General features: G+C 57.9%; 29 protein-coding genes and 2 tRNA genes. 2 read left to right on the top strand and 29 right to left on the bottom strand.

All coding sequences use genetic code 11. The features are described from left to right. Positions 1-77: 77 nt before the first annotated feature. Positions 78-200: a hypothetical protein gene (locus ABIB60_RS06870; RefSeq protein ID WP_354578688.1), complete on the top strand. Its 123-nt coding sequence runs from the start codon at positions 78-80 to the stop codon at positions 198-200. Positions 201-738: 538 nt separating this feature from the next. On the opposite strand, the gene ABIB60_RS06865 is transcribed toward ABIB60_RS06870, so the two are convergent. The 13 genes from ABIB60_RS06865 to ABIB60_RS06805 all read right to left on the bottom strand — a co-directional run bounded on the left by ABIB60_RS06865 (position 739) and on the right by ABIB60_RS06805 (position 10,828). Next, positions 739-852 (bottom strand) — tRNA-OTHER (locus ABIB60_RS06865). Between the two features lie 98 nt (positions 853-950). Further along, positions 951-1,024 (bottom strand) — tRNA-Glu (locus ABIB60_RS06860). Between the two features lie 561 nt (positions 1,025-1,585). Continuing rightward, positions 1,586-2,152 (bottom strand): hypothetical protein, encoded by a 567-nt coding sequence (locus ABIB60_RS06855; protein WP_354578686.1) that lies wholly within the window; start codon positions 2,150-2,152, stop codon positions 1,586-1,588. Next, the gene (locus ABIB60_RS06850; protein ID WP_354578684.1) at positions 2,152-2,469 is read right to left on the bottom strand and encodes a hypothetical protein; all 318 of its coding nucleotides are present in this window, start codon (positions 2,467-2,469) and stop codon (positions 2,152-2,154) included. Before ABIB60_RS06850 ends, ABIB60_RS06855 begins: the two co-directional genes overlap by 1 nt. Continuing rightward, positions 2,466-2,906 carry a hypothetical protein gene (locus ABIB60_RS06845; RefSeq protein WP_354578682.1) on the bottom strand — a complete coding sequence of 147 codons (441 nt, stop codon included), beginning with the start codon at positions 2,904-2,906 and terminating at the stop codon, positions 2,466-2,468. Before ABIB60_RS06845 ends, ABIB60_RS06850 begins: the two co-directional genes overlap by 4 nt. Next, positions 2,903-3,268, bottom strand: coding sequence for a ubiquitination-like system serine protease family protein (locus ABIB60_RS06840; protein ID WP_354578680.1), 366 nt, complete (start codon positions 3,266-3,268; stop codon positions 2,903-2,905). Before ABIB60_RS06840 ends, ABIB60_RS06845 begins: the two co-directional genes overlap by 4 nt. 1 nt (position 3,269) lies before the next feature. Further along, entirely contained in the window at positions 3,270-4,388 is a 1,119-nt protein-coding gene (locus tag ABIB60_RS06835) for a hypothetical protein (RefSeq protein ID WP_354578678.1), read from the bottom strand. Between the two features lie 88 nt (positions 4,389-4,476). After that, a complete protein-coding gene (locus ABIB60_RS06830) occupies positions 4,477-5,556 on the bottom strand; it encodes a hypothetical protein (RefSeq protein ID WP_354578676.1) in 1,080 nt (359 codons plus the stop codon). Positions 5,557-5,691: 135 nt separating this feature from the next. Beyond that, the gene (locus ABIB60_RS06825; protein ID WP_354578674.1) at positions 5,692-6,585 is read right to left on the bottom strand and encodes a hypothetical protein; all 894 of its coding nucleotides are present in this window, start codon (positions 6,583-6,585) and stop codon (positions 5,692-5,694) included. Between the two features lie 35 nt (positions 6,586-6,620). Continuing rightward, positions 6,621-7,259, bottom strand: coding sequence for a hypothetical protein (locus tag ABIB60_RS06820; RefSeq protein WP_354578672.1), 639 nt, complete (start codon positions 7,257-7,259; stop codon positions 6,621-6,623). A gap of 101 nt (positions 7,260-7,360) precedes the next feature. Continuing rightward, entirely contained in the window at positions 7,361-7,906 is a 546-nt protein-coding gene (locus ABIB60_RS06815; RefSeq protein ID WP_354578670.1) for a hypothetical protein, read from the bottom strand. Positions 7,907-8,023: 117 nt separating this feature from the next. Beyond that, positions 8,024-9,997, bottom strand: a complete 1,974-nt coding sequence (locus ABIB60_RS06810) for a hypothetical protein (RefSeq protein WP_354578668.1) — start codon at positions 9,995-9,997, stop codon at positions 8,024-8,026. Positions 9,998-10,180: 183 nt separating this feature from the next. Then, positions 10,181-10,828: a hypothetical protein gene (locus tag ABIB60_RS06805; protein ID WP_354578666.1), complete on the bottom strand. Its 648-nt coding sequence runs from the start codon at positions 10,826-10,828 to the stop codon at positions 10,181-10,183. Between the two features lie 130 nt (positions 10,829-10,958). On the opposite strand from ABIB60_RS06805, the gene ABIB60_RS06800 reads away from it, so the two are divergent. Then, positions 10,959-11,276 carry a hypothetical protein gene (locus ABIB60_RS06800; protein ID WP_354578664.1) on the top strand — a complete coding sequence of 106 codons (318 nt, stop codon included), beginning with the start codon at positions 10,959-10,961 and terminating at the stop codon, positions 11,274-11,276. On the opposite strand, the gene ABIB60_RS06795 is transcribed toward ABIB60_RS06800, so the two are convergent. From ABIB60_RS06795 to ABIB60_RS06720, 16 genes are all read right to left on the bottom strand, one after another. Then, positions 11,273-12,793 (bottom strand): terminase large subunit domain-containing protein, encoded by a 1,521-nt coding sequence (locus tag ABIB60_RS06795; protein WP_354578662.1) that lies wholly within the window; start codon positions 12,791-12,793, stop codon positions 11,273-11,275. The genes ABIB60_RS06800 and ABIB60_RS06795 overlap by 4 nt on opposite strands. A gap of 174 nt (positions 12,794-12,967) precedes the next feature. Beyond that, positions 12,968-13,747 carry a hypothetical protein gene (locus ABIB60_RS06790; protein ID WP_354578661.1) on the bottom strand — a complete coding sequence of 260 codons (780 nt, stop codon included), beginning with the start codon at positions 13,745-13,747 and terminating at the stop codon, positions 12,968-12,970. Between the two features lie 83 nt (positions 13,748-13,830). After that, the gene (locus ABIB60_RS06785) at positions 13,831-14,259 is read right to left on the bottom strand and encodes an HNH endonuclease (protein WP_354578660.1); all 429 of its coding nucleotides are present in this window, start codon (positions 14,257-14,259) and stop codon (positions 13,831-13,833) included. A gap of 6 nt (positions 14,260-14,265) precedes the next feature. Beyond that, positions 14,266-14,583 carry a hypothetical protein gene (locus tag ABIB60_RS06780; RefSeq protein WP_354578659.1) on the bottom strand — a complete coding sequence of 106 codons (318 nt, stop codon included), beginning with the start codon at positions 14,581-14,583 and terminating at the stop codon, positions 14,266-14,268. 3 nt (positions 14,584-14,586) lie between these two features. Beyond that, positions 14,587-15,075, bottom strand: coding sequence for a VRR-NUC domain-containing protein (locus tag ABIB60_RS06775; RefSeq protein WP_354578658.1), 489 nt, complete (start codon positions 15,073-15,075; stop codon positions 14,587-14,589). Next, positions 15,075-15,464 (bottom strand): hypothetical protein, encoded by a 390-nt coding sequence (locus ABIB60_RS06770; RefSeq protein WP_354578657.1) that lies wholly within the window; start codon positions 15,462-15,464, stop codon positions 15,075-15,077. The genes ABIB60_RS06775 and ABIB60_RS06770 overlap by 1 nt, the downstream gene beginning before the upstream one ends. A 10-nt stretch (positions 15,465-15,474) precedes the next feature. Then, positions 15,475-15,747 carry a hypothetical protein gene (locus ABIB60_RS06765; protein ID WP_354578656.1) on the bottom strand — a complete coding sequence of 91 codons (273 nt, stop codon included), beginning with the start codon at positions 15,745-15,747 and terminating at the stop codon, positions 15,475-15,477. Then, positions 15,744-15,923, bottom strand: a complete 180-nt coding sequence (locus tag ABIB60_RS06760; protein WP_354578655.1) for a hypothetical protein — start codon at positions 15,921-15,923, stop codon at positions 15,744-15,746. Before ABIB60_RS06760 ends, ABIB60_RS06765 begins: the two co-directional genes overlap by 4 nt. A gap of 4 nt (positions 15,924-15,927) precedes the next feature. After that, positions 15,928-16,776, bottom strand: a complete 849-nt coding sequence (locus ABIB60_RS06755) for a hypothetical protein (protein WP_354578653.1) — start codon at positions 16,774-16,776, stop codon at positions 15,928-15,930. Further along, positions 16,727-17,779, bottom strand: coding sequence for a hypothetical protein (locus ABIB60_RS06750; RefSeq protein ID WP_354578652.1), 1,053 nt, complete (start codon positions 17,777-17,779; stop codon positions 16,727-16,729). The genes ABIB60_RS06755 and ABIB60_RS06750 overlap by 50 nt, the downstream gene beginning before the upstream one ends. After that, on the bottom strand, positions 17,779-19,383 hold the full coding sequence (locus ABIB60_RS06745; protein WP_354578651.1) for a DNA cytosine methyltransferase: 1,605 nt from the start codon (positions 19,381-19,383) through the stop codon (positions 17,779-17,781). The genes ABIB60_RS06750 and ABIB60_RS06745 overlap by 1 nt, the downstream gene beginning before the upstream one ends. After that, entirely contained in the window at positions 19,383-21,635 is a 2,253-nt protein-coding gene (locus tag ABIB60_RS06740; RefSeq protein WP_354578650.1) for a DNA methyltransferase, read from the bottom strand. Before ABIB60_RS06740 ends, ABIB60_RS06745 begins: the two co-directional genes overlap by 1 nt. Before the next feature lie 43 nt (positions 21,636-21,678). Then, positions 21,679-22,119 carry a hypothetical protein gene (locus ABIB60_RS06735; protein WP_354578649.1) on the bottom strand — a complete coding sequence of 147 codons (441 nt, stop codon included), beginning with the start codon at positions 22,117-22,119 and terminating at the stop codon, positions 21,679-21,681. 27 nt (positions 22,120-22,146) lie between these two features. Continuing rightward, positions 22,147-23,295 carry a DNA polymerase III subunit beta gene (dnaN, locus tag ABIB60_RS06730; RefSeq protein ID WP_354578648.1) on the bottom strand — a complete coding sequence of 383 codons (1,149 nt, stop codon included), beginning with the start codon at positions 23,293-23,295 and terminating at the stop codon, positions 22,147-22,149. A gap of 10 nt (positions 23,296-23,305) precedes the next feature. Then, on the bottom strand, positions 23,306-23,551 hold the full coding sequence (locus tag ABIB60_RS06725) for a hypothetical protein (RefSeq protein ID WP_354578647.1): 246 nt from the start codon (positions 23,549-23,551) through the stop codon (positions 23,306-23,308). After that, positions 23,548-23,931, bottom strand: a complete 384-nt coding sequence (locus ABIB60_RS06720) for a helix-turn-helix domain-containing protein (RefSeq protein WP_354578646.1) — start codon at positions 23,929-23,931, stop codon at positions 23,548-23,550. Before ABIB60_RS06720 ends, ABIB60_RS06725 begins: the two co-directional genes overlap by 4 nt. Positions 23,932-23,934 lie beyond the last annotated feature (3 nt).

Here is a 23,934-nt window from a genome sequence, read left to right as displayed (position 1 = left end):
TATGTAAAATACATACATTATTGCCGCAATGACAAATGCCCCATCAGAGCTGATGCGGCATTTGTATATTACCAGCTATGTACGACGATGACGAATACTACGGTGGTGGCTGGAGCCGCAACAAGATGAAGTGGTACGGTATACTGCTACTGGTGGCCGTGGTGGCACGTGGTATCTGGGTATGGGCGTTTGGGGAGTAGGGCAACAAAAAACCCAGGTATCCGGCCGGCCCTGGGTTTTTCTGGTTTAGTTATCGACTTTCCTTCGCCGTGCCCTTCTCTTTAATGACCTTGCCACAATCTATTAGGCTGCCAGGACGTTCTGTGCACGTTTTGTGTGGCCCGTCACGCCACTAAAGCAATAAGGGGAAGAGAGGTTGTCGGTTTAGCACTGGTCGGGCGGCTCAAGGCCACTTTCAACCCGAAGTCTTGACGTGCCTTTCGGCTGCTAACGACTTCGGCCCTATTTCATCTCCACTTAGTCAAACCGGACAAAAGTGCGGAGCTCTCAGAGTATGAACCTCTCTTCTTATGGATGAAACGGCCGTTTACCGTCTCAATAGCTGCGGGGGCTGGCGTAACGCTTTCCGGAAAGCAGGCCCGGCCCCCTTTTCCGGGGTTGGTGTAGTGAAAGAGGTGAGGATTTGAACCTACTTTGAGCTTGCGCCAGCTCTTTACCAAGTGGGGTATGCTGCAATAGACTGCGGCATTCACGTTAACACACCCCGCTCTTTCATTGAGATAAGTGAACGACTCGAACGTCCGACCTTTAGCATACTGCCTGCTTATTACATCAGGTTTGTAAGGGTTTACGACTCCCCTGCTAACGCTCTACCATCTGAGCTACCCTATCAGGTTGCCCCGGTTAAGAAACCGAGGACTTTGGCGCGGCCTGAGCTTCACCGCATGGGCGGTGGCAGGTCGCTAACATGGCCGTTTGCCAAGTTTTCGTGAAGCGTACGGGATTCGAACCCGTGATATCTACCGTGAAAGGGTAGCGAAGTAGACCGCTATTCGAACGCTCCGGTTTGAGGTTAGCCGAATCCCTCTTAGCTTAACCCATGTTGAAGGGAGCGGCGGCACGTTGCTTCGGTTTCCTAGGCCCGCCCTACGTGTTGCAGGGCAAATATAACAATGTATTTAAAATACATACAATAATTGGTGAATATGTTCTGATAAGATTTTTTATTTACCGCTATGTATATTTGCCTTCCTCTTCATCGCGAGAAGAATCAGGTGTTTTCCCTACCTGCTTCGCCCTGGCTAGGGTTCAAACTGCCAGGGGATTAAAAAAACCCCGGCTGCGCTAACAGTCCGGGGTTTTACTTTTTACGACCTGCTCGTTACAAACCGGCACAGGGCCGCCGATGGTAACGCCCCAGCTACCCACCACAAGGGTAAATCTAATCTGCCAACTGTCGTTGCGCTCAGGATGACAGATATCCAGAACCCCGCGCAGAAGTCACACCGGGGAAACCAGCGCGGGCCCCAGACCTCCCAGGCCCGCAACCACCCCCACTTTTCAAAGCAGACCAGCAGGCAGGCTGCGGTGAGGGCCACCAGCACCACCAGCGAAAGCAACTCGCTTAGCATAGCACGTTGGGCGTATGCAGTTCCAGTTGAATTCGGAAGCCCGCGTATGGATGCTGGAGCACTGGGCCTTTCACCAGCTCAGTGGTGAAACCTTTGAACACCTCATCTGGCGAGGTGTACACCCGCTGCACCAACACGCCCGCGCTGGCCAGCACCCGCAGTGCCTCGCGCAGCAGCTCCGCTTCAAAGCGGTCGGTCCGGGTGTCGTCGATGCGCTGTAGGTTGCCCCAGAATATCCAGTCGATAACCTGCGACATCGGCAGCGTACCATAGGTAGGCTCGCGCAGGTCGGTCACGGCCGGGTCGCGGGGCAGGAAAAAGCCTTGGGCCTGCACGTTGTCGTTGGGCAGCACGTCGCGGTACTCGCCGGCGAGGTCGTACACTTTGGGCAGGTACACGGTTTTACCGTCGCGCTTCTCACTGTAGCGGAAGGCCTTGCCGTAGCTGATTTGCAACCAGGTGAGCCGCTGGGCCAGCAGTAACTGCACGCGTTGGATTTCAGCGTCTATACCTACCGGGTTGGGCAGGGTGGGAGCTTGGGGAGTAGAGTAGGAAACCATTAGCTGGGAGTTGTGAATTGAAATCGGTTTTGATAGCGCTTGCGGTAGTTGCGCCAGGATGTTAGCACCGTTTGGTACTCAGCACGAATCCAGAGCCACTCTCCCAAGTGGTGTACTGCGCATCGTGGTCCCTCTACCTCTGGGCAACTCTGCTCACTCATTGTCTGTACGCTCCAGACATTTTCCCATGCCCACGCCCCGACACATTCGCGCAGTTGCTTTTCACCTGTAGTATCCACTGTGTATTCCCAGAATTGCTGAGCAGTGAAAAGCGTGTTGCCGTCCAGCTCTTTGAAGAGGGGAGAAGTATTGTTCATAAGCCGAGGGTGTCGCGGGTTTTCTGCTGTAAATCGGGCTTGATGTAATCAGCCCTGAACTCATCCAGCGCGGGGTCGGGCACGCCAATGATGTCGGGCCCATACTTCTCTTCCAACTCGGCCGTTTTCTGGTCCGTTCCAACCAGCTGCACCTGCTTGCCAGATAATTGAGCAATGATGCTGGTATAGAAGTCGCCAGAGTCGCGCAACGTCACTTTATCTGTAGGCTGGCCTTTGATCTGCTTCAGTGCAATAGTGAGGTCGGCGTATTCGGGCGTAATGTCGGCACCGGTAGCGTCCTTGCCCTGGGCCAGCTGGTCGGTGTTGGCATCTTCCAGGAAGGCGGTGTTGTCGCGCACGGTCGCTTCTACCTGCTGATCCAGCGCCTGCGGCAGACGCTGAAACGCCCGGGCCAGGAAGTCGAGCCGGGCACTCATAGCGCAGTCATGGGTACCGTTTGCCCGGCTAGATGATGCGTGCAGTCAGACAGGTATTGAATCTGTCCATCTGTGACGAAGCTGTGGCATACCGTACACGCGGGCGCTCCGCTACCGGGATTTTCGCGGTGGTAGTCACACCAGCAACGGCCATCTTTTGCTGTGCCACCGGGCACATAATGCCCACTACGCACCAATACTGAGGCTCGGATTGTTGGCCTTTCAGGCGGGCCGGTTAGGGTCCAGCATGCCCCAGGATTAGCTGGATTCGTATTGATTCGGTGGCTTTCCTTACAGCCAGGGCAATAAAATAGATGGTACCCAGGCGTATTCGAAATAGGCAGGATTACAGGATCGTTCATCTTATCCGATGGATTTAAATTTGATAGCCCCGGGCTTGGGCGCGCACGGCAGGCAGGTAGCGGATACACCCGATATATCCACGTCCAACGCCTTCAACGTGCGGCTCAGTTGTGTGAGCAGGCCCGGCTGCCCATCGGTGCGGTTGTTAAGCTCCATTAGGGCCAGGGCCTTCGTTTTATCGGTCAGGCCGTTGTCGCGGGTGGAGTAGGCTATCAGGTTGAGCAGGTCTACTGCGAGCTGCTGACGCACGGCCGCCGCAAAGCTGGGCACCTGGCCGGCAAGCCGCTGCGTTAGGTCGCAACTCGCTTCCAGGCGCAGGTTCAGGCCCCAGTTGGTGTTGCTCTGGAAAGCTATTTCGTCGGCTCCAGAAGCCTGGGAAAACGGCAGCACCTGCACATAGGGGCTCCACTTATCGAACTGCATGTAGGCATTACCGCAGCACTGGCCCGGCCGCTGTTGCAGGTTCTGATCCAGCCGGATAGCCTGACCGGTCAGGTCGTTTTCGTAGTAGCCGATGTACCAGGTGCCGCCGGGCTTGCTGGCTAGATCAATCGGTTCGGCCAGGTTGCTCCACTCGAAATACACCCGGTCAGTACGGGGCAGGGGCACTTCGGCTACGGGAGCGGCCATATCGGAGCTATGCACCACCACCAGCTTGAAGCCGGGTTCCCGCTCGGTGAACTGGGTACCCAAGGCCGTTACGCGTACGCCGATATCCTGCATGCCCGGCCGCATCCGGAGCGCGAGGCCCACGAAGCGGCCCTGCCGAATGATCTTGTCCCGATACGCGCCGCTGGCCTCGGTGAGGGGCAAGTCCTGGAGCAGGCGCTTGCCGGTACCAGTGAGCTGCTTGGTTTCGCGGAAGGCTTGCAGCACTTTCGTAGCAGCTGATACGCGGGCCGTTTCCAGGTACTCCATAAATGCCGCATTCGACATCTGCGGGGCCGCCTGCTGAATGTTGCGCAGGGTCAGCAGCGGATGCACATCCTGCACCGACAACTCGCCTTCTTTAGCCAGCAGCTTGTCAGGTAGGTCGGTGGGCTCATCCGGTGAGCCCGCCACGGGCCGGTAGCCGATGGTAGCGGCGAGCAGGGCGGCCAATGTGAGGGTATTGAACATGGTCAAAAAAGAAAGGCTAGAAAAAGAAACCGAAAAGAAAAGGCCCGTCCCGACGTGGGACGGGCCTTTTGCCTTTTTCTAGATGCGCTTAGGCAGCGGCTTTCTGCTCCACCTTCACGATGGGGAAGTAGCGGCCGGCCTCGTCAGAGTTGTAGGCTTTCACGAAGCACACATCAAAGCTCCACTCATAGGACTCCACGGCGGTACGCGTGAGGGCCTGCAGGTTCTGGCCAGCCAGGGGAGCCGACTGGTCCGAGCAATCCGCCCGGTAGAACAGGCCCATGGTGCCCAGGCCGGGCACATCCTGAGTAGTCCACTCGCGCACCGGGTTGTCGGCGCCACCGTGTACCACGCCGCGGGCGCAGTCCGGATCAACGCGGGTTTCCAGACCTACTGCGCCATCGGCTACCAAGTACATGGTAGCGCGGTTGCCGGTGCCGGGCAGGATGCGGTTGGAACGGAAGAACTGGCCCACACCGTCCAGCACGTAGCTCAGGTCGCCGTCGTCGGTCGTGCCTGCACCCTCAATAGCGCGCACATCGGCCATGGCCATGGGGTTCGTGAGCACGTCGGGGGTGCCGCCCAAATCCATCGTTTCCAGGATAGATTCTATGTAGTTGTAGAACTCCTTGCGCTCCGAATCGGGCACCTGCAGCGCATCAGCCACCTCGGGGTAGTAAGCGGTAATGGCGGCGGGGTAATACTGGTTTTTGGCCAGCTCCAAGTGGTCTATGCACTGCGTATCCAGGAACTCCATCGTTTTCAGGCGACGGGCTTCAAAGAGACGATAGAACGTATCCTCGTAGCTGATATCGTTGTTGATATGCTGCGAGGGAATCATCGGGAAGCCGAAGGCAATGGTAGCGAAGGTGAACACTACCAGCTTGCTGTTGAGGCCGCCCACCTGCACGGCGCAGGTCCGCACGTTGGACAGGGTGGGGTTCTCGTAGTCGATAACTGGGGCCTGCACGGTGTTGCCAAACGAGTTCTGTAGCGCCTGGCGCAGTTCGGGCGTCATGATGCCAGTGGGCGAAGCCGTTTGCTTGCGGTAGAGCTGCAGGGCGCCGTAATTGGAGCCGCGCAGTTCCAGGTTATCGAGGCCGCCATTGGCACGCCGGCGGTAACGGGTGCGGACGGCCTGTTTGAGGGTTTGAGCGATGGAGGGCATCGTCGTAGAAGGGGTAAGGTGAAGAAAATGAAACAAGGCCTGCCAGGTCGTCCCGTAACCACAGCAGAAGAGGGTAAGCGTAATCGGTATTTACAGGCCGGCCAACGTCCCATGTTGACCGGCCTGGGTAATCACTTAGCGCAGGGGAAGACCAGCGCCGAATTTGTCGTAAGCGTCATCGAACTCTTTGGAACCGTCAGTCAGACCGTATTCCATCAGCCAGTCCATCAACTGACCTTGGGTTTTTACAGTGGCAGGTAGCGTTGCGGGGAGGGCAGTAGGTTTGCGGCCACCCTGGGCACCAGCACCACCTTGCCCACCAGCACCGCCACCGGCGCCCTGGTGGCCAGCGTCTACTACGTCCTTCAGGATGTCAGCCAGGATATAAGCGGCATCAGCTGGGAGGCTCTTATCGTTGAGCACCGTTTTGCCGTCCTTGACATACACCACGGAAGTAGAACCATCGGCGTTTTTCTGCTCTTTGGCCATGCTGATGATGGATTGGGTAGCATTATCTACCAACACCTTCACCACCGACTCTTTCACCGATGGATCGAACTTGATGCCGCGCACACCGTCGCGGATGTCGAGCTTCACATCCTTTTCGAACAGCTGTTTGGCATAGGTTTCTTCCTTGCCTTTCCACTCGGTTTCCTGCTGCTGGAGCTTTTCCAGCTGCGCTTTCATCGTAGCGTCGCCGTTGCCATCGGCAATAGATTTTTCCAGATCGGCAATCTTCTGCTGCCGGTCGGTCAGGTCGGTTTTATACCCGCCGATAACACGCTTGGCGTAGTCGTAGGTGCGTTCCGTCGGGTTGCGGGCAATACCAGAAGTATCAAAAATGTCCTTATCGAGGCCATCGTAGATTTCCTTGGTTTTGGTGCCGATAAAGTTGGTTTCTTCGTCAGCGGTGCGGACGATGTGCCCCCCGGTTTTCACCGCGCCTACCAGATGCTCGCGCAAGGCGGGGTTGGCGGCTACAGCCGCGGTCAGTTCTTCGGGGGTAAAGGTGTTGTCGGTGATGGCCATGCTTCAGTCTCGTAGAAGTGGTGATGGTGGGATAATTAAGCAGCCGCTTTAAAGTCAGCCGCCGTATGAATGAAGTCGCGGCCTTCGGGACCATCGAGCGTGTAGAACGTTTTGCCGCCGTCGGTGCTGAATGCGTCCGGTTGCCGGCGATTTTGCCACAGCAGTTGTGTGCCACCCACTTGGCCTACTACCTCCATCCACTCAGCAGGGTCGTTGGTGAGTGGGCCGAGGGGCTGGAAGCGGGCCAGCTTCTCAAACAAAGCCAGGGTCTGGGCATGTGAGCCGCCGGAATGGCCCTGGTAGGATAGCACCTGCACCAGCTGCAGTACAGCATTGGCAACTTCCCCACCATAATCAGCATCCTCGTTCCACAGGCCCGCAGCTTTCATTTCAGCACGGGCATGCAGAACAAGGTTGCTTTCGTTCTGCTGCTCTAATGCTGGCGCGCTGCCCTGCACCCACATCGGGGGTTGCGTGCGGCCAGAGAGGATGCCGATGGTAACGCAGTGGGTCTGGTTGATACTGATCAATTCTTCGGGCCCTAGCTGCCACTGGCTGATGCACTGGCCGTCATCGGTGCGAAGAATGGGAAGTGGGCAGCACTCTTCATCGGTCATGCTGGCCGGCTTTTGGAGCACTGCGTTTGCTTCGGGGAAGTTGATGGGGGTTGCCATGCGAGTGGGGAAAATGGCGGTGAATGAAAACCTACAATGCGGGTGGGATAGGGAAGGGCCGGCCCCGTTGATCCCACCCGCGTAGGACCGGCCCTGGTCACTTATTCAGCGACCTTCCCGAAATCGGCATCCTTGACCCGGATCAGCTCCACGAGCTCATCGTAGTTCTTGGAAGCCGTCAGTTCTTTCTCTTCCGGATACAGTTCCTGGAAGCGCATCTGAGCATCCTGCAGAGAGGGTAGCTCATTTTTGGGCTGCATCGGCGCTTTGTTGGCGTCGCCAGCTTCAGCCGGGGCCTCAGCTTCTTTTTTAGCGGCGGCAGGGCGCGGATCGTGCAGGATGGTTTGCGAGTCGTACTCAGCAAACGCGTTGTTGCGCTCCATCCGCTCGTACTGAGTTGGCACCAGTTTTACGATTTTGCTGCGCTCCACATATTCCTTCTTCACCGGGTCGTTGTCCTTGCTGGTGAGCTTGAGGTGGATGCGGTCGGCTTCGTGGGCGGCGAAGCTGTAAGAGCTATCCTGGTTACCAGTTGCCTGTTCAATTTCTTCGCCGTTAAGCTGCTTGGCCTGCAGTTCGCGCAGGTCGAGTTTCTGGGTTTTGGCCGTTTTGGAGGCCGCTGCCTTGGGTTTGGTTGTCTGGGACATACGACAAAAGAATTAGCCGCGTTTGCGGGAAGTGGACGATTTAGGGCGTTTAGCGGCCGCCTTTTTTGCCGGTTTTCGCTTGGGCATTTTCATGCCTTTGGGCATTTTTTTCATACCTCACATCGACATCGGTACTGGGGTTTTACTCATGCTCATAAGCTCATCCGCGGTGTACCATTTATGCACGCTGCCATCTGGCAACCGAACCGCGTAGGTGTTGCCCTGAACTTGAGCAATCGTCATGGTCAGGCCTTCATGCTCTGGCATATGGGCCATGCCCGCTTTTATCATCACGGTGTCGCCCACGGCAAATGCCTGTCCTGATTGAGCTGTTACAGCCGGGACATACGACAAAAGGATTTGGGTGATGAGGGCCAGTTTGGTGTGGTAAGGCTGAAGCGAGGCGAAGCGCCGCACATCCAGCTGCTCCGATTCGAAGCGGGTGAGGTAGCGGCCGAAATCCACCTTCAGCCGCATCAGCCGCTCGTCGAAGAGGCCGGTTACCATCGGCGAAGTGCCGGCGGTGGCCAGCATCAGCAGGATCTGCTCCACCGAGTATTCAGGGTAAGGCTCCAGGTCGGACAGAATCCGCATCCGATCGAGTTGAGACGGGTTATGCCGGTACTCGGTCTGGTAGCGGAACTCGCGCTGCTGACTCAGCTCATACACGGGCCGGCCGGCTTTGCGGGCCTCAGCCTCTTCAATGGCCAGTTGCTCCGGCGTTTTGAGGTAGAACCGCTCGCCCATGTTGACGATGGTGCCACGGTAGAGGCTGCCGTAGCGCAGGCGGCCTTTGGTGGTGAGTTCCCAGGCGCGGGCCTGCTCCAGCGGCTTTTTGAACTCCACCAGTACATCCTGCTTGATTTCAAAGCCGGACTGTACCTGCTTGGTGTTCTTAGCCTGCTCGTTTTCCGGCTCGCCACCACCACCAAGTACCGAGCGTAGCAGCTGCTGCCGGCGGCGCTGCTGCATCAGTTCTACATGCTCCAGTACGTCAACATCCGGCGACACCATGCCGATGGGGTCGCGGGTGTCGGGCATATCCTTGGATGGAGCTGGTACCTCTACATACACGCCGGGGCCCAACAACTCTTTCGCTGCGCAGGCCGGGCACTTGTAGGTTTGATAACGGGGGACTTGCTCACCGCTCGGCAGCGTATCCACCGTGTACACTTTGTTCACCATGCCACCCTGGCACTGCTGGCCATCGGGGGCCTGGTAATCACAGCCCGACTCGAAACCCCAGATAATAGGGAAGGTGCCGTATTGGCGGTAATACTCAATAGCAGCATCCCACCACACGAAGCGGTCCAGGTTGCCGAGTACGGCCGTTAGCGGTGCCCGGCGGGGTAAGTCGGTGGCTTGGTCCAACGGCTCCGACCACAGTAGCCGGGCCGGGCAGGTGCCCAGCGTGTGCGCATTGCTCACTACCTCGTACCACTGCTGCTCACTTTCGGGTTTTTCCCAGATGGCGTAGGCCGCATCATCGTAGATGTGCAGGCGCTCAATGGTGCGACCCAGCGCATCTTTATAGGACGGCTGGGTGAACATCACATACTCGCAGGTACCATCCTGCTTGAGCCGCACATCGAAGATATCTTCCAGGTGTACCAGTAGGGTGTAAGGCTCCGGGTAGCGGGTGCGCTGCTCAGCCGGCATGTCCACCACCAGCAGGGAGTGGGGGCGGCTGCCAATGGCTCGAAACGCCGTGGTTTCCCAGAAGTCACCTTCGCGCTGGGCAGTGCGGAACTGCTCAAAGTCGGTTTCCAGTTCGGGCGTGGCCAGCTCGCAGCTAATAATGCCGTCCTGAGCCTCAAACACCCGCTTCAGACCGGTGAAAATATCCTCCACGATATCCGTGGTGGGCAGCGGAGCTGGTACGCAGGCTTCCCACTTGGCGAAGCGGTCAGCCGGCAGCATGCCTTTGGCCCAGTCGCGCAGATACAGCCAACCGGCGGGCCGGCGGCTGGTATCAACGTGCGGAATAGCGTGCAGCCGTAGCCGCTGCTCATGCCGCAGACACTCCGCTATGGCCAGGCCGTTGGCGGGGTTTTCGAGTAGAGCGCGTACGTCTTGGGGCTGGAGGATCATCGGCCGTTTTGGGCGCGGTGGTGGCGTTGGGGTCGGGCACTGGGTGCCAATCGGAGCGGCCTTGTGTTTTCTCCAAGGCCAGGAGTCGCTCGGCGTGGGCCCGGGTGAAGGGCCGCTCATCACCTAGCGACTCGGAGCGCAACCACACCGTGTCCGGCTGCGCTCCGGTCGAGGTGGCAGCCATTAGCCCACTTCCGGTTCAGTTGTTGGATACAGGTTCAGCAGGTCGAAGGCGGCCTGAGCGGCTGCTACGTTCCGGTCCCACTTACCATCCAGCGACAGGCCGAAGCTGTTTGTATTGAGGCCCTTGAAGCCGGTAGAACCTACTGACTGCAGGTAGAAATTGGAGAAGGGAATGCCAGCAGGTTTGCCGCCAATCTCATTGTAGAAGATGCGGCTGTCGGGAGTGATCAGCACCATTTCTACCGGGTCTACGCCCAACTCAGCACGGCTTTCTTCCTCAATCAGCTCCAGCTGCTTTTTGATAGCGCTGGGCAGGCCGATGAAGTCGGCGGTGTACTTCACCGCGTTGTAGCCGGTCAGGATGCCCTTGCCATTCACGCTGGTGTTATCGTTTTCACCGATGAACTGCGCTTCCGACTGGGGAATCTGCGGGTTGGTATAGATGGGCGTCAGGATGATCTTATCCTCCCCATCAGCGGTAATGGCCGCGTTCCAGGCTGCTTGAGTAGCCAGCGCTGCTGCAGTAGCGAAAGCGGCAGCAAAGGCGCCGCGGCGGCCAATGGCCAAGCGCACGGTCTGGCCGAAATGCACGGCACAGTCCACTTTAGCGGGAGCGGTAAGAGAAGCGGGTCGTTGGCAAGTGGCCATGGCAACTGTTGGGTTACGTGGTTAATGTATGTAAAATACATACAATATTTCCAGAACTGCAACAATGCGTGCGTTGATAAAATAATGGGAGCTTGGGCAGCCTATCTTTGTGGCCCCAACCTACACCCCTATGAGTTCGAAAAAGCTGAGTACCCCGGATGATCTGAACGCCTACGCCAGCAACCGGGCATTCATCCGCATCTTCAAGTACAAGCCACTCAACCAGTACGACCACCTGATCTGCATCGACGGTGACCGGGGCCAGGGCACGACAGGCGAGGTAGCCTACCTGGTCATCAGTGAGGATGCGTACAACGCCATTGCCGAGCTTCATCCGATTGCGCAGCGGGAAGCGGGGCTGAACCGGAGCGAGCTATTTCAGGTGGGCAGTGTCATTGACCTGGTGAAGGCCAATACACCTGCGCCTGCACCTACTGAGGAAGGTTAGTTCTTCCGCTTCATAAATCCTTTCTGGAAAACCGGCCGCAGCTCGAACCACTCCCGGAAGCTGAAGGTGTCAGCAAAGTCGGGGCTACGGCCGCCCAGCAGTATCTTCTGCTCTTCTTTATCGTTGATCGTTTTCTTACCCTCGGCAGTATCCTTGCCTCGTTTGATGGCTTTCAGATCCTGCTTGATAACGTCACGGATATCAACGACTACGCCGCCTACCTTCATCTTGGTGGTGCGGACATCATCAATCAGGCAGCTGTCGGTAGTGACTTCAATCCGCACCTCACCCCGGTTCACCCGGCCGGCCATGCGGTAGTAGCACTGCGTTTTGAGGTTCTTGTAGGCCTCTTTCGTGTCGGTTTCCGGATCGGGCAGGGCAGGGGCTCCACCGCTGAAGCCCTGGTATCCACCCAGGGCCACCGCACCACCGCCTACGCCATCCTGGTCGATAAGCGTATCGGACTGGGCTACGTTGTAGCGCCTACGCAACGGCTCAATGGCATTCATGATGTCGCGTGAGCCTGTTTTGCTGATAACAGTAATGGCTACCACCGTCCAGCCTATCCACACTTTGATCACGCACTTATCCTGGCCGTAGCCAGCAGCGTCGCAGGTAATGCAGCGCCGCGGCTGAGCCTCTACCATGGGGTAGTTGGTCCAGAGGTCGTTGATACGGGTCGGCTCAAACAAGGCCAGGCCGTCTATCTTCACCTTCCAGTTACCTTCCAGTAGCTGCGCCCGGGTTTCCTGATCCTGGGCCATGAGGTTGCCCAAATAGTCGGGGTTGACAGCCAGCAGCTTCTTGTTCTCATAGATGCTGCCAGGGATGAACGTCACGCTTTTGGGCTGGGTGTTGGCCAGGGCACCTTCAAACAGGTGGGGAGCCTTCCGTTTAACCTCTTCGGGTGTATCACCCCACACATATATTTCTCCGTCGCGGGTTAGGTAGCGCAGCTTACCAGCTCTCTCTGGAATCGGGAAGCCATCCTCTCCAATCCACCACTCAATCAGCTCGGTAACCCACGAATCAGGGTCCGGATTGCAGCTGGCCCGGATGTAGGGCTTTACCCCACACATGCTGCGGTTACGCGTGAGCATGTACCAGAACTGGCTTTTGGTGAAGTGGGTAAGCTCGTCAAAGATGATAAGCGGTATCTGGGTGCCCTGCCAGTCGAACATGTTTTTCTCATGCTGCATGTGGGCAAACGACACACGGGCCCCACTGGGAAACTTCCATTCCAGGTCGCCCTGCTTGGCGCCTACCATCGGGTATAGATCTTTGCTGGTATCCCAGAGGCCGCCCTCGTTGGTGACCATGGCATAGGTGCGGCGGAATATGACAGCCCCGAAGTCTTTGTTGAATCGGTGCCGGGATGCCTCAATCAGCAGAGCATACGTCTTACCGCCGCCGGCCCCACCACCGATGATGGCAATGTCGGCCGGGGTGCTCAGGGCCGCCATCTGGAAGCCGGGCTGCGGAGTGATGATACGTGCTTCGGTGGCTACGGCTGTCATTTGTATTTCGGACCGAAACGGTGGCAAGAATCGCATACCCCATCGTTATCGTCTAGATAAACTAAGGGTGTAAGGGTGCCACAACCTTCACAGCATTCCATCCAGGTCCCATCAATGTCAATAGCTTGGGCTGGATCGTTTGGATCATTTGGCTCGCCGAAATAGTCAACTTTCTTAGTCTCTTCCATTGTCGGGCATCATAATGTTGGAACCGGGCATATCGTTGCCGTTGGTGGTGTGGTCCACCTTGACGGGGGCAAAGGCCCCGTGAATCTTGAGCATGGTGTTTACCGCGTCCTTCGCGTCATGCAGCTCCACGGCGGTACCGTAGCGGGTGGGCGTCACCTTCTTGATCATGTGGCCAGCTTTGAGGTCGTGCACTTTCACCAAGTCCAGTTGCACGACTTCCTTCTCAACAGTCGGGCCGTCTACCCAGCGAGTAGCCTTTGGATTGCGTTCCAACTCCATTTCCATGCGCAACAGCCTGATTTTGCGGTTCTGGTGGGCCGCCGCCTGTTGCTTGCGGTATTTGGTCTGGGCCTTGCCCGACAATAGAGCTTCGGTGGCAATGGCAACACGTTGTTCAAAGTCTATTTCCTGCCGAAATTCTTCTACGATGTCCGCAAACCGCTTCTTGATGCGGGGCGTGTGCTCAATGACTTCTTTCGTCATCACATCGTCAATGGTGACGCGGCCCCACTCCGACATGCGGACGGTGGATTCTTCGACCGTCATACCCAGTGCAGCGGACTCGGCTTTGATGGCTGCCTGGATACGCTCATCCTTCAGCAGGTTCTGGCCGTTCTGCTTGGCCCCGTTCTCCGCACCACCGGCCAAACGGTAGGCGGGCGCGGCTTTCCACAGCCGGGCGAAATGGTGCGCAAAGCCTGCCTGCAGCTTGGTGAGCGGCTTGGATGAAGATGGAGTGGTTTCGTCAGGCTGTCCCGTGGCCATAGCGAAAATGGAAATCGGTAATAAAAGGTAATGCCAATAATGTATGTAAAGTACATACATTATTGGCAAATAAACCATTCAAATCAGGCGGCCCGCTCATACGGCATCCTATCCGCCTTTTCTTCATTGCACGGTTTGCACAGGCATTGCAGGTTCGAGCGGTGCCAGCCACCGCCCCGACTGCGCGGGATGATGTGGTCCAGGGTAAGCCGGAACCGGCTGCCGCATTGCTGGCACTGGTAGCCTGCTTCCCGCAGTACCCGCGCTTTGAGCAGGATACGCTCCCGGGGGCTGATATCCTCGGTGGGCGTATGGAATAGGGGGCGAGGGTGGCAGCCAGCGTACTTCTCTTTCTTTTCCCGACGCTTACGGGCCCGGCGCTCCTTGCCAGACTTACGAGGCGGGGCAAAGTTGCCGGTAGCATTGTAGCGCGAGGCGTGGCCCATGTTGAAGTGGCGCACGTCGCCGGTTTCCGGGTCGATGGCGCGGGCTATGTGGCGGATCTTTTTCATAGCAGCTCACTCGCTTACCTGAAATACCACCGTGCCTTTTGGCAGCCGGTCCCAGGTGGCTATATCTTCCAGCTCCTCAGGGGTGGCATCTACCGTGTAGTCACTCTCAGGACCGTAGTGGTAGTCATCTCGCACATAATCTTCCTCCAGCACATCCAGCTTTAATTGATCATACATGCCGTTCTCATCCCAGCCCCATACCTGCTGTTGCAGTTGTTCGGGGCTCAGTGCCTGCAGCTGGGCAAGCAGGTCGGCGTAAGTGTAAGACTTGCGAGGTTGTATTTTACCGTCAGCAATCATCTGGTTTGCTTGTTCTTGGTTCATGGGTTATGCTGCTTGATTAAAGTGAAGTGATTGTTTCCACTGGTTGAACTCGCGCCGTACCTGTTCCAGCGAGCGGCCCTCACACGCAAAGCCCCCGGCGGCCCGGACCTCGTCCAGAAACTCGCGCTGCTCATCAGTGAGCGTATCCTTACCATACTTCACCTCCACGGCGATAATGTGGCCGGTCCGCTGGTAAAAGCCCAGCGTATCCGGTAGGCCACGCTTGCTACTACCTGATCGGTAAGCACCGATATGCGGATCGTATACTCCGGCGTTGTTGTGGCGCCATATATAGCAACCGAGCATACCCAGAAGGTCACGGATGGCGGAGGTAAGGTTATTGGTAGCCGACGTATTGCGCGTTTTCCGGGCCTTGGCGGGCGTATCGGTAGATGGCGTGGGTGGTTGGTCGGCTGGAGGTGCACGCGTGGCAGGGCTGGTATCGTTGATGATGCGCTTCTGCAGGTGCGGGGGAAGAGTGAACTTGCCCATCAGGCGGCCGGCTTATTCGTCAAGCAGTTACCGTTGCTACACCCGCCGCAGGCCGGGGCGCTGAAGATGATGCCAACGGGGGTAGGCTCGCGGGCGGGCTCGGTGCCAGTCAGGCGGCCGATGGCTACGCGAAACGACTCTTTGGCCGCATACAGGGAGCCGGCATCCATCAGATCCAGACCGCCCTGCACCCACAGGGCGGCTTCGCGCATCTGTTCGGTGGGCTCGACGTGGGCGAGCGGAGCCGGTAAGGGCAACACCTCGCTTATTGGAGTGAGCAAGTGCCATTTTTCACCTAGTTCCTGCAGGAAGCGCAGGGCGGTAGCATCGGTGCTGAATTCTTTCTCAGAGGTGCGGCCGTCGGCGCGCTGATACTGGTAGAGTGGCATGGGTAAAACGCTAAAAAGGTGGGTACCCCTCACTGGAGTTGCGGTTGATAAAAAGAGGCCAGGTGGTTGCGGGCTCATCCTCCATCTGAGTGGGAGTCGTGTAGGCGGGAGCCATCAGAAAGGCGTGGCCTTTGAGCTGCTCGCGGGTAATGAACTCGTCTGAGTATTGCTCTACTGGCAGTGCCAAGGCCGCTTCGGCGGCACTCAGCAACTCATTGTAAGTGAAGGGGCCAGGGTGGTCAGGGGTAATGCCCAGGCTGGCCAGGGCGTCGGCTGCGTTCATGGGTTGAGGCGGGAAGGTTTGCGGATGGTGCGGGCCCGGCCGGTTTGGGCCCGATAATGCAGGCGGTAACTCAGGTGCTGAATTTCAACCCAGTCGATGCGGTGCGGCTCGCCTACCTGCTGCCAGAATTCAGCCGCTACCAACTCATTGAACAGGGCGCGTTCCAGGGCGGTCATATGCTTAGCCGCGGCGGTCGGGGGAGCCGCTGTCGAAAATGATGTCGTTGAACATGTCCCGGATGCGCGAGCCTACCCGGCCATGGTAGATGCTGTCGATTTCATCATGCATCAGGTTCGTGGTCAGGTGCGTCGCCCCGGCCGGGAGCGTATGTGCCTTATCGTAGCGCTGGCTCAGCACCTCGGCCATCGGGTTAGAATAATTGCCCATGAACTGGGCTTGAAAGTTCTCGGTACCCAGATCGTCGAAGGCAATGCCGATATCCTTATGCCCCCAGGTCTGGGCAACATCCGCACTGGTAAGCGTGCCGTAGTAGTGCTTAAGCAGGGGCTTGCCCTTTTCCTCAAAGCTGTCCGATACATCCCGGCAGGGCACCAGGGTAAAGCTCTGAAAGTGGTTGCTGCAGAACATGCTCAGGATGGTACTCTTCCCGCAGCCCACGTTGCCGCGCAGCATCAGATTTTTTTTCAGGTTGTAGCCGAACTCCGTTTCAAACCGCTCATCCCGGGCAAAGTAGAGGCACAACAGCCAGATCGGACCCTCGTTATGGGCATCAATCACAAACTCTTTGCGGCCTTCCTGACGGGCCAACTCATCGGCCCGACGGCGGAATAGGATCAGGTATTGCTCAGCATTGAGCTGAATTGGGAAAGTAGGGCCCATCATTTTAGCGGAATACCAGCGGGTGTAAGCCATTTGATACTTGTGCTGCCGGCCGGCTTGCAGGGCGCGGGCAATGCACTGTTCTTGTTCCTCTTTGGTGAGCGGGAGTTCCCGCTCGTGATTGGCGGTGAAGTTGACTTCAGGCCGCGGCAGCGCTCCGGTCAGCTCCAGCGTTGTCGCGTCGATCATTGCTGAAGTCGCGGCGGGCCGGGGTAGAGTAGCGGTTGCGGCTTGTAAGGCTGTTTGCAGCGACGTTTCCATTTCCAGTTGCTGTGGTGAGTTTGCGGGCCTCCGTCAGTGCGGTACCCCAATCTTTTTCATTCCAGGCCCCGTCGGCGAAGCGCTGGGCCTCGGTGCCGATATAAGTTTTCCAGCCGTGCAGGCGCTCATCTTTGAGCTTTTTGTAGGCTCGGTAGTCAGCGAACTGCTTGGTAAGCAGTTGGCCCTGGCCTTGCTCGAACTGGATGCGGCAGAAGCGCGTCAGGCGCATGCGGGCATCCTGCTGGAGGTGGGAGAGGCCGAAGTATTCCGCCATTTGCTCGGCTACCAGCCGCATCTGCGGGGCCCACTCCGGATCGGGCCGGAATTCAACCGATGTCGTGACACCAGCCGCCGCCCCCCCAGTGTGCGAAGCCGACGCGAGCGAGCCTTCAGCGGGTAATTCTTCACCTTCGACTGGCCCCTCATTTTTTTTTGAGCCTTCAGCCAACACGCACACCTCGGTTGCGGGGGTAGGGGGTGTATGTGTTGAAGATGTAATTGAAGTTGAAGATGAAAATGAAGGGGTTGGAATTTGCTTATCCCCGGTGGTTGGCTTTTGGTTAGGAGTTTGGTTAAGCAAACGCGGATTCCCTCCCTTTTTACCAGCTTCGGTACGTACTTGCCGCAACCGTTCGTCCTTCACCATGCGCCGGCAGAACAGCGCGTTATCCGACTCGCGGCGGCTGGCTACCCCGTAGGTTAGCAGGGTGGTTAGGATTTGGTTGGTAGTTTGGTTATCCAAACCAAGGCGGCGGGCAATGACCGCATCGGGCATCGGCTGGCCATTAACCAGAAGTACGCCGCGCTCATCCGAGTCGTGCATCATCAGCAGCAGCTCGAACCACGCCCCGCGCTGAATAAGATCAAGGCTTTGCACGCCTTGATCTTTATGCCAGTCGCCCGGATAGAATTGAATGGCGGGCAGTTTCATTATGCAGCGAATAAATTCCCCTGTTCCCAGCGCACCACAGAAGAAATCCGCAAAGCTGGCAGAGGGAGTTTGCGGGCTTTCAAAACACTTGGTGTCATAGCCACGGCCAAGGCTCGGGCCACAGCGGGACAGACAGCATTGCCCAGCATCTCTTTCTGTTCTGTCGCGGAGCCGCCCAGATGGTAGTCACTCCGAAAGCCCATAATCAGCTTCAGTTCGGGTACATAAAGCATCCGCATAAAGATGTCGGCAATGCCGAAGCGGCGGCACAAGGCCTTCAGCAGGCGCATGGTTATGGAGTCGCCGGGCTGGGGCTGCAACTGCGGGCAGCCACGCAGAATCTGTACCACGTACTGATGCCGCCGTGAAGCGACAATCGTACGGGTCGGCTGTTCCAGGCTCCAGGGTTCGTTCGTGTGTACGTGGCTGAACAAGAATCCTTCCGGCTGGCATAGGCCCACTCGGTCCTTAGTGGGAATAGTGGGGCATGGCTCGTTCAAGGTTCGCACGCTGCCGTTTCCGTAGTAGGTGTGCACAAACGGCTGCACCGTTACCAGATCAGGTTGAAAGCAGGTGGCCAGAGTAGGCGCCGGCAGGTCAATATCAGCTCCCTTACCTGGCTTGCCGCTGGGCGGGTTGCTGGTACGCTTATGCAGAAAGTGCATGGGCTCCGGGGTAATCAACCGGGCATGCGGATTGGTGGTAAGCGTAGGTAGTACCGTATCGAGGCTGCTGAGTTGGCCACCACCAGAGTAGTAGTGCGTCAGGAATTGCTGGCCGAATACGAACTTGCGAAGACCAGCAATGATACGCCGCAACGTTTTATCTGACAGAGGATCAGGCCGGGTGCCTTTCTTGCTGGTTTTCGTGCGGTTGAATACGCTACGGCCCTTTTTGCTCAGGTCCAGACACTCGCGCACCGGCCGCCATGGTAGCAGGCCATGTACACCGTCCTTGCCATGGGTAGGTTGAGGCCACCGGATAGGCACACCAAGACGGGTAAAAATGCCGAAATAGCGTATGCGTCGCTGCGGTACACCATAGTCGGCAGCGTCCAGCAGCTTGCACTCATAATTGACGTAGCCAGTATCCTTCATGGCTTTCAGCCACTGATTGTAATACTCGCCCTTCCGTTTTTTAATAGCCACCCGTACCCGCTCCAACTCACCGGTTTCCTTGTTTCGCTTGTACACCGGTTTGCCATGGCGGTCCAACTTATCTTCAGTTGGACCCCACTGCGGAAATTCCTTCACATTTTCTACCAGAATGCAGCTCGCATTGGTTTCTACACCGTAGCGCATGGCCTCTTCGGCGTGGGCGCGGCTCTGCTCATCGGTAGCGTCGCCGCCGTTGGCAATGCTATGGAAGGTACAGGCCGGCGAAATCCATACGATATCCGCCTTTGGATTTGACTTATGCCAGGCGGCCCGCAAATCGGCCCGCAGGTGCAATGCTTGCGGGAAATTCACCTGATGCGAGTCAATGGCCACCTCACTATGGTTCAAACAGGCCACCACTTTCCAGCCAGCCTGCTTCATACCCTCACTAGCCCCGCCGCCCCCGCATAGCAGGTCAACGGCTTCGATGTCTTTTACAATTTCCATTACGCAGCCTCCTTTCTGGCCTCATCAGCCCCTTCCATCAAATCCCAGATAGTCATCTGGCGCTTGTCATCCTCGGCAGCTTGGCAGTTGCGTACTCCTACGCGCCAGTAGCTTTCCTTCAACTCGATCAGCACGGCCCGCCGGTTCATCTTCAGGGCCTGGTACCCCTCCGAGCCGATACCGCCGAATGGCGTCAGCACCGTTTCGCCTGGGTTGCTCCACAGGGCAATGGCCCGCTCGATGGTTTCGAGCTGCAGGGGGCAGATGTGCTTTTCATCCTGCTGCTCACGGGCAGGCTCGCGCTGGAGCGTCTTGGAGTAGTTGATGTCAAACCACACCGGCGAGGCCCACTTCTGCCAGGTATCCACGGCCACCGTCTGCCGAATGGGTAGCGGGTTGTCGCCCCGCTTGCGGAATACCAGCAGGTAATCCGGAATGCCGGTGCGCGACATAGCCGAATCCTTTTTCAGCTGCTTATGCAGCAGGCCCAGCGACTTGGTGCGCTGCATTTCCACCACCGGATCTTTCCAGATGGTAATACGGTCATGGTAGATGAAGCCAGCGGCCTCAAACTCTTCGCGGATGGTGCCGGAGAAGTCGCGCAGCCCGATAAAGCCCTCTTTGCCTTTCTGAATCGGCAAATCCATGCAGTGCACGGCCACCAGCCGGCCCGGCAGCAGCACCCGGTTCAGCTCAGGCACTAGGAAGCGGAAATGAGTGCGAAACTGCTCGTAGTTGGCGCTGTTACCCATATCGGCCGTCAGCCCGGAGTACACATACAGCTCGGCAAACGGAGGCGAGAAGATGCTGAAATGAATACTTTCGTCGGCTACGTGGCGGATCTGCTCGCAGCAGTCGCCCAAGTAGAATTCGAATTGATTGCCGCGGTGAACGACGGGGGCGGGTGTCTGGGACATAGTGCGCTGAATCGGGTCCTGGAGGTGGGAAATGGCGGCGGCCAGCTGCTGGTGCATCTGCTCATGGGCGGCCTGCTTCTGGCGAATGGCAGCCCGCACGTTGCCCATGGTGGGCGTGGTAATCAGGTAAGCCGTAACCGGACGGGTCTGGCCGAAACGGTAGGAGCGGCGCAGGGCCTGGTAGAAGCCTTCGAAGCTGAAATCCAGCGCGGCAAACACCTGGTGGGCGCAGTGCTGGTAGTTCAGACCGAACTGGGCAATTTTCTTCTTGGTAATGAGGATGCGGAATTCGCCGCGGCCAAAGCCCATCAGGCGGGCTTCCTTCACGGCGGGTTTATCGGAGCCGCGTACCTCTATAGCTTCCGGCAGCAGCTCGCGCAGCCGGTCGCCCTCGGCATCCTGGTTGATCCAGATAATGACAGGTTCGTTCGTGGGCAGCTCGCCTACAATAGCCGCGGCCGCCTGCATGCGGGGCTCCATCGTGTCGCGCAGCTCGGCGTTGAAGCCGGTGGCATTCGTGCTGGTAGGGCCAAACAACAGGCCTGAATCTTCCTTCGCAACAACAGTCACCTGCCGCTCTTCCAGCCGCAGTTCCGGCAGGACGTAGCCGGTGGCATCAAAGCCCAGGTTGTCCGGGCTGCTCAGGCAGGCGGCCCAGGTAGCTACCCACTGCCAGAACGTGGCCTCCGCGTGGCCTTTAAGGCGCCATTTGCTGGTATCCCCTCCATCGTGGGTGAAGTAGGTAGCCAGCATAGTCTGGCGCGTCATTACGCCCAGAAATTCGGCGTGGTTGCCCAGCTCCATCGGGTCGTTGGGCGAGGGCGTAGCGGTGCAGGCCAGCCGGAACGGGGTTTCGCAGAAATATTGCAGCAGCAGCCGCTTGGTATGGCCGGTGAAGTTCTTCAGGATGCTGCTTTCGTCGAGCACTACACCGCCGAAAACGGTCGGGTCCAGATTTTCTACCTGTTCATAATTGGTCACGTAGATAGCCGGGTGCAGGGCAGCAACAACCGAGTAGTCCGGATTGAGACGCAGCACCTCGATACCAAACTTTCGGCCCTCTTCGATGGTCTGTGCGGCTACGGCCAGCGGAGTCAGCACTAGTACGGGTTTCCCTGTATAAGCCACTACATGGCGGGCCCATTCCAGCTGCTGGAACGTCTTGCCCAGGCCGCAATCCTCAAACAGAGCGTAACAGCCCTTTTGCAGGGCAGTTTCCACAATAAACTGCTGGAAACTTTTCAGGCCAGGATTGAACGACAACTTGCTGGTAGGCATGCCTACGGCAGGCGTCAGCTGCGTTTTAGAGGCGAGAAAATCAGTGTAATTATCCATAGAAAAAGCGTCCGGCTGCCCGGCAGGGCAGCCGGCTCGGGATTTAGGCAGCGTTGAGGTAGAGGTAAAGCTGGTTGGTGCCCGCGCCGCTGGTGCAGCTGACCAGTCCCAGCTGTTGGGCAGCCGAATCCAGGCCCATCGTATTCAGCCATTCTTCCAGCTTATCGGCGGCAATGAGGTCGGATGCGTGGCCTAGGGACTTTACCCCCAACTGGATAAGGCCGTCGGGTACTACCAATTCGGCAATGGCTTCCGTCTCATGCGGCTTTGCTGTCCGAAGCCAATCAACAACGGTTTGAAACTGATCCGATGACGACATATCATCGAAGGATTCGTTTTTCTCATCTTCCTCTTCCGCATCCTTCAGCCGGTCCAGAATGGCCAGCAGGTGGGCGGGGTTGATGGTGAAGGGGGCTGCCTTTTGTTCGGAAGCCTGCGCGGCAGTCCGAATGTTCAGCAGTAATTCGGCAGTTAGAATACTCATGGTACAAGTCGAAATGAAGGTGAAACACTAGGCTGCCGGGGCCAGGCTCGACAGCAACACGGGCATCAGCAGCATGCTTTGCTGTGGCTGCTCCGGCTCGGGTGCGGAGGGCACCAGGATGGCCGCCCGGTTGGGGGTGGAAATCTGGAAATCAACCAGGCCATCGGGCATAACCTGCAGGGATTCCAGCAGGTATTTGCCGTTGAAGCCCATTTCGAAGTCCTCTCCGTCGTAGGAGGCCTCCATTTCCTCGGTGGCCTCGGTGCCTACTTCAATGGATTCAGACCAGAGCCGCAGCGTGCCCGTATCCTGCAGGCGCAGGCCTACCTGCTGGGTTTTTTCGGCGGCATAGGCCAGCACCCGACGGATGCAGCCCATCAGCTGCTGCTTATCTACCTGCAGCGTGTAGGGCTGATGGAGAGGAATCACATTTTCATAAGCTGGATACCGATCATCCAGCAGGCGGCAGCGTAACTGCCAGCCAACCCCTACCACTTGTAGCCATTCACCCAATTGCAAGGTGATCGGGCCGGTTTTTTCCGTTAGGGTCGCCAGCAGCCGGGCGGGGCCTACGGGAAGAATGAACTGGCGCTCGGGGCCCTCTACTTGGGCCAGGTTGCGGCTCAGTTCCGTCCAGCTGAGGCGGTGGGAATCCGTGGCCACCGTGCGCACAACATTGCTGCGAATATCGAATAGAACCGACATCATGGACTGCCGGATCGGGTCGTTTACGGCAAACGGTGCGGTGTTTTTCAGCACCTGGGAAAGGGTAGCGCCCGGTACATGCAGATGCACAACCGGTTTACTGGTAGCAGGAGTGGGCCAGCTTACCGGGTTTTCACCAGGCAGGCGGTAACGGCCTTTCCCTGCACGCAGCGTTACCGCATTGGTGTCGCTGTCCAAGTGCAGGGTAATGGCCTGGGAAGGGAGGTTCTGCAGCGTCGTCAGCAGCAGCTTAGCCGGTAGGCAGATGTCGAAGTCGGCGGTGGCGTCGCTCAGGTCGGTTTCGGTAGCGAGGTCGGCTTCCAGGTTGGAGGCCGCGAGCTGGAGAGTAGTGCCTACGGCCAGCAGCCGCAGGTTTTCCAGAATGGGTACTACCGGATTGTTGGGTACCAGGGGCATCAGCAGCTTCACGGCCGCGAGCAGGGCGCTGGAATTAAGAGAAATGGCAGGCATACAATATGACTTAGAAAGTGGCAGAAGCGGGCCGCGACAGCGCGTAGACGGCCTCATCATGAGCGGAGGGGATGCCGAGCAGTAGCAGTGCTTCCAGGGCCGCTACTTCGCGGGCGACGTGCAGGAAGCGGCGGACGTAGAATACCAGGTCGGGCCGGTGCATCATCCGGCGGCGGGAGCGGGCCAGTAGCGCATTAAGCCGGCGTAGCTCCAGCAGGGCAGCGCTTTCAGTGCGGGTGAGCGTGGCCTGTTTCATGCGGCTTCGCGACCGGTGGCGCGGTTACGCCGGTTGGCCCGGCGGTGAGAGATGCGCAGCAGGGCTTCCGGCTCCTGGGCAGTAGTTTCTTCCGGCTGCTTATTGCGCTGCTGCCAAGCCCGTATGTCCGAAAGCACAATCCGGTAGCCCCAGGCAGTATCAGTGCAGCGCACTGCAGGCAGATGACGGGGGTGGGTAGCGGGCAGCTTCAGGTAGCTGCGCACGGTAGCCACATCTATGCACAGCAGCTCCGAAACTTCGTCTGCGGTGTATTGAGGATCGGGTGCTGGTAGCGTGTGGAAATAGGCGCGGGCCTGAGCCGTGAAGGCTTCCAGTAGCAAGGCCTTAATACCTTCCTGGTTGATATCAATGATCTGCATGGC

This window comes from Hymenobacter sp. UYP22 (assembly GCF_040547285.1).
Classification (GTDB): domain Bacteria; phylum Bacteroidota; class Bacteroidia; order Cytophagales; family Hymenobacteraceae; genus Hymenobacter.
This window is presented reverse-complemented; position numbering and strand designations above follow the sequence as displayed.